The organism is bacterium (assembly GCA_022616075.1).
GTDB lineage: Bacteria > Acidobacteriota > HRBIN11 > JAKEFK01 > JAKEFK01 > JAKEFK01.
Window position 1 is genome coordinate 1 of sequence record JAKEFK010000404.1, and the last position, 4,246, is coordinate 4,246.

Consider the following 4,246-nt stretch of genomic DNA (forward strand, 5'->3'; position numbering starts at 1 on the left):
CGCGTCGCTCGACTATGGCACGAAGGTGCAGGCGGCGCGACGGTAGCCAACGAAGTTGACGGAGATCATTCTCCTTGAATTCACACTGCCGGAAAGCCGACTTTCTTCAGCAATTCCTGAAAGCGGGGGTTGGAGCGCAGCGGATCGAATTTCAGATCCACTTTCAAGAAGGGAATCCATACCGCTCGCTCGTTGCAGGCCTTTTCAAGCCACGCAAGAGCCTGCGACTGATCACCGAGTCCCGCGTAAATCTGCGCGAAGTTAAAAGCCGGTACGTATTCCTGATTCGATCGCTTCACAAACTCATTCAGAATCTCCAGCGCCATGTGACGGTCTCCGGATTTCGCATACACGTATCCCAACGTTGATAAGGTAAGAGGGTTGGTTTCTGCTTGGTGTATCTTCTCGATTGTCGCAATAGCCGAAACGAAGTCGCCCTTCTGTTCATACGCCTCAGCGAGGAAGCTGCGGGCGATGAGATAATTCGGATTCAGCTCGAGCACTTTTCGAAACTGTTCAATTGCGCGCTCAGGTTGTCGCGACCAATGGAAGACGATGCCAATACCGCTATTGTTCGCGGCGGACAGCGGATCCAGCTCCTGCGCACCCTGCATCTCTTTGAAGCTTTCATCAAAGCGCCCCATCAAGCCCAGATACCAGCCATACCACATATGAATAGGAGCGCTGCCAGGATTGAGAGCGATGGCGCGTTTGAACTCCTGCTCTGCGCCGGCGTAGTCCCAGTCGAAGTACATTTTGATGATCGCCAGGGAATTGTGAGCTTCGGCCAGCCTGTCATCAAGTTCCAACGCCTTGTTGGCTGCTTCTCTCGCCTTCGGCATCGTTTCACTCGGCGAGAAAGTGTAAAAGGACAGTTCGGTATAAGCGTCGGCCAGCCCGGCGTAAGCTGATCCGTACCGTGGATCGATGGCGATGGCCCGGCGAAAACTCTCGCTGGCTTTTTGAAAATCGTCAGGCGTAAACCTGTTGAAGTAAAAAAGACCTCGGAGATAGAATTCGTGCGCTTCGGGGTTCCTCGTGTGATGCTTCAGTACGGCGCTCTGCTCTTCGCCAAACAGCTTTACCTTCAGCGCATCGACAACCGCAAGTGTGATTTCATCCTGCACGTCAAAGATATCTTTCATCTCGCGGTCGTAACGCTCAGACCAGAGATGATAACCGTCTGCGGCATGAATGAGCTGCGCCGTAATGCGCAGCCGATTCCCCGATTTCCTGACGCTGCCTTCCAGAATTGTTTTGACGTGCAAAGCCTTTCCGATTTGGCTGGCATTCGCGTTTTTATTCTTGAAAGAGAATGAAGATGTCCGAGCCGCCACTTTCAAATGATCAATCTTCGCCAGCGCATTGAGCAGTTCTTCCGCCAGGCCGTCACAGAAATATTCATTTTCATCATCCGCGCTCATATTCGTGAAAGGCAAGACAGCAATCGAATTTCCGCTCCGGGACGGCCGTGGGGATGATCCGCTCTTCAGGTCGCATAATTCGTTGTACACATCGCGCGCAGTCTGATAGCGATCTCTCGGATCTTTCATCAAGCAACGCCGGATGATTCGCTCCAAATGTTCTGGAGTGCCTGCCTTCAAATCGCCGACCGGGCCAGGTGTATCCCTCATGATGGCGGAAATCAGCTCAGCGGAGGTGTCTCCGTGAAATGGGCGGCGCCCCGTAATCATTTCGTAAAAAATGATTCCAAGAGAAAAAATATCGGACCGGTGATCCAATCTTTTTCCTTGAATCTGTTCCGGCGACATGTAAGGCATTGTCCCAAGAACGATTCCGGCTTCCGTTTGCGCGTGAGTCTCCATGCGTGACGAATCCGGATCGGAATCATCCCGCATCAGCTTGGCAAGACCGAAATCGAGTACTTTGATTCTTCCTTCCTGGCTCACCATGATGTTGCCTGGCTTTAAATCGCGATGAATGATGCCTTTTTCATGGGCGGCAGAAAGCGCTTCGGCAACCGGTGCGCTGAAACGAAGGAAGGTTTCAACATCTAGGCCATTAGAAGGAATCAATTGAATGAGCGTTTCGCCTTGTACAAGCTCCATTGTCAGGAAGCGAATTCCATCGGCTTCTTCGATCGAATAAATCGTCACGATGTTGGGGTGATTCAGAGCGGCAATCGATTCGGCTTCGCGCTGGAACCGATCCAAGCGCGCAGGATCCCGTGCCACTTCTTCCGGCAAAACTTTGAGCGCAACTTTCCGTTTTAACTTGCTGTCCTCTGCAACGTAGACTTCACCCATTCCACCTTTCCCCAGACGGTCGAGGACTTTGAAATGGTTGAGTGTTTTGCCAATCATGAAAACAGTTTCTCTCTTTGCACAACTGTAACATCAAATTTTCTCCGCAACTAGGAGTCGATTCTGGAGTAGGCCTTTCCACAGCGCGACCGCAATGTTTGAATAGCGATTGCATTGCTGCTCGATTGCATAACGCAGCTAACCGAGCATACTCGAAGGTGATACCATAGCTTTTACGTCGACGATTTGCGAACAAACAGACTGCGAGGTACGTTAGATCTTTTATGAACAACTCTCAGAACAACAATAAAAGTCTCCAAAAACCGCTCCGGTTGTGGCCGGGCGTTGTGCTTGCAATCGTGCTTCTCGTTTCCAAATATCTTGTTCCGTTACTCCTTCCCGAATACATGGTTTACGGGCTATTGGGAAGCCTGGGCGCTGCGGTGGCGATCATACTCTGGTGGCTGTTCTTTAGCCGCGCTCTGTGGTCCGAACGGTTAGGAGCACTCGCTGTCATGGCCCTTGCGTTGTTTGCTACATACCAGTTCCTCCATATCTCGATCGCGAAAGGCGCCATGGGGATGTTGTTTTGGATTTTGTCGATTCCAATTCTGACCGTTGCTTTTGTTGCATGGGCAGTGTTGACGCGCAGGCTTTCGAATCGTGTACGGCGCGTGACCATGGTTCTGACGATTTTTCTTGGTTGCGGTTTCTGGATTTTGATCCGCACAGGCGGATTTTCGGGCCAAGGGGAGAATGACTTCGCCTGGCGATGGAGTCCAACGCCTGAAGATCGTCTGCTGGCGCAGGAGCAAACGATCCCGCCTTCTGCGGTGACACCTGCTCCGCAGCAAGAGGTCCAACCTCAAACGATCGATCAAACTGCAGAGACTCCCTCTACCGCGACAGAACCTCAAACACAACAAGCGCAACCGAAACCACCGGAACAAGAACAGACCGCAGAAGCTACACCTGCAGCACAGGCAGTCGCACAGAAGGAACCTGAGTGGCCCGGATTTCGCGGGCCGAACCGCGACAGCATCGTGCGCGGCGTGCAGATCAACACGGATTGGACTGCATCTCCGCCGGTGGAAATCTGGCGACGGCCGATCGGTCCCGGGTGGTCTTCGTTCGCTGTGGATGGCGATCACATCTACACGCAGGAACAGCGCGGTGAACAAGAAGCGGTCTCGTGTTACAACATCAAAACGGGCGAGCCCGTTTGGAGACACATCGATGATGCTCGTTTCTGGGAGTCGAATGCAGGCGCCGGCCCGCGCGGAACACCCACGCTCCACAAGGGCCGTGTCTACGCGTTCGGCGGCACCGGAATTCTGAACGTGTTGAACGCTGCGGATGGATCCGCTGTCTGGACGCGCAATGCAGCGAAGGACACAAAAGCAAAAACTCCAGGCTGGGGTTTTTCCAGTTCACCTTTGGTGGTGGATGACGCTGTGATCTTAGCAGTGTCGGGTCAACTTGCGGCGTACGACCTCCAAACCGGAAAACCTCGCTGGTTCGGTCCCAAAGGTGGCCAGGAATATACGTCTCCGCATCTTGCGACAATCGAAGGTGTGCAGCAGGTATTGATGATGAACAATCCGGGCGCGATCAGTGTTGTACCTGCAACCGGAAAACTTCTCTGGAAACATGAACTGCCGAAAGGGACGCGTATTGTGCAGCCCGCGATCACCGCGGAAGGCGATCTCTTGCTCACGGATGGCGATGCGCACGGATTGCGTCGCGTCGCAGTAGATCGTGAATCAAGCGGATGGACAGTGAAGGAGCGATGGAGCACGATCGGGCTGAAGCCTTACTTCAACGACTTTGTCATTCAGGATGGCCATGCTTACGGTTTTGATGGGAACATGCTGTCGTGCATTGATCTGAATGATGGCACGAAAAAGTGGAAAGGCGGCAAGTATGGTGCGGGTCAACTGGTGCTGCTTGCCGATCAAAAGGTGCTGCTGGTCCTTGCGGAG

General features: G+C 53.0%; 2 protein-coding genes. One reads left to right on the forward strand and one right to left on the reverse strand.

Annotated elements, in window-relative coordinates:
• Positions 1-80: 80 nt before the first annotated feature.
• Positions 81-2,324, reverse strand: coding sequence for a protein kinase (locus tag L0156_30905; protein ID MCI0607411.1), 2,244 nt, complete (start codon positions 2,322-2,324; stop codon positions 81-83).
• 224 nt (positions 2,325-2,548) lie between these two features.
• Here L0156_30905 and L0156_30910 point away from each other — a divergent pair.
• A partial coding sequence (locus L0156_30910; protein MCI0607412.1) for a PQQ-binding-like beta-propeller repeat protein occupies positions 2,549-4,246 on the forward strand: 1,698 nt, incomplete at its 3' end.

What these genes read in the sequence shown, in the direction of transcription:
- L0156_30905 (MCI0607411.1), bottom strand. Translation starts at nt 2,324, where the DNA reads ATGATTGGCAAAACACTCAACCATTTCAAAGTCCTCGACCGTCTGGGG.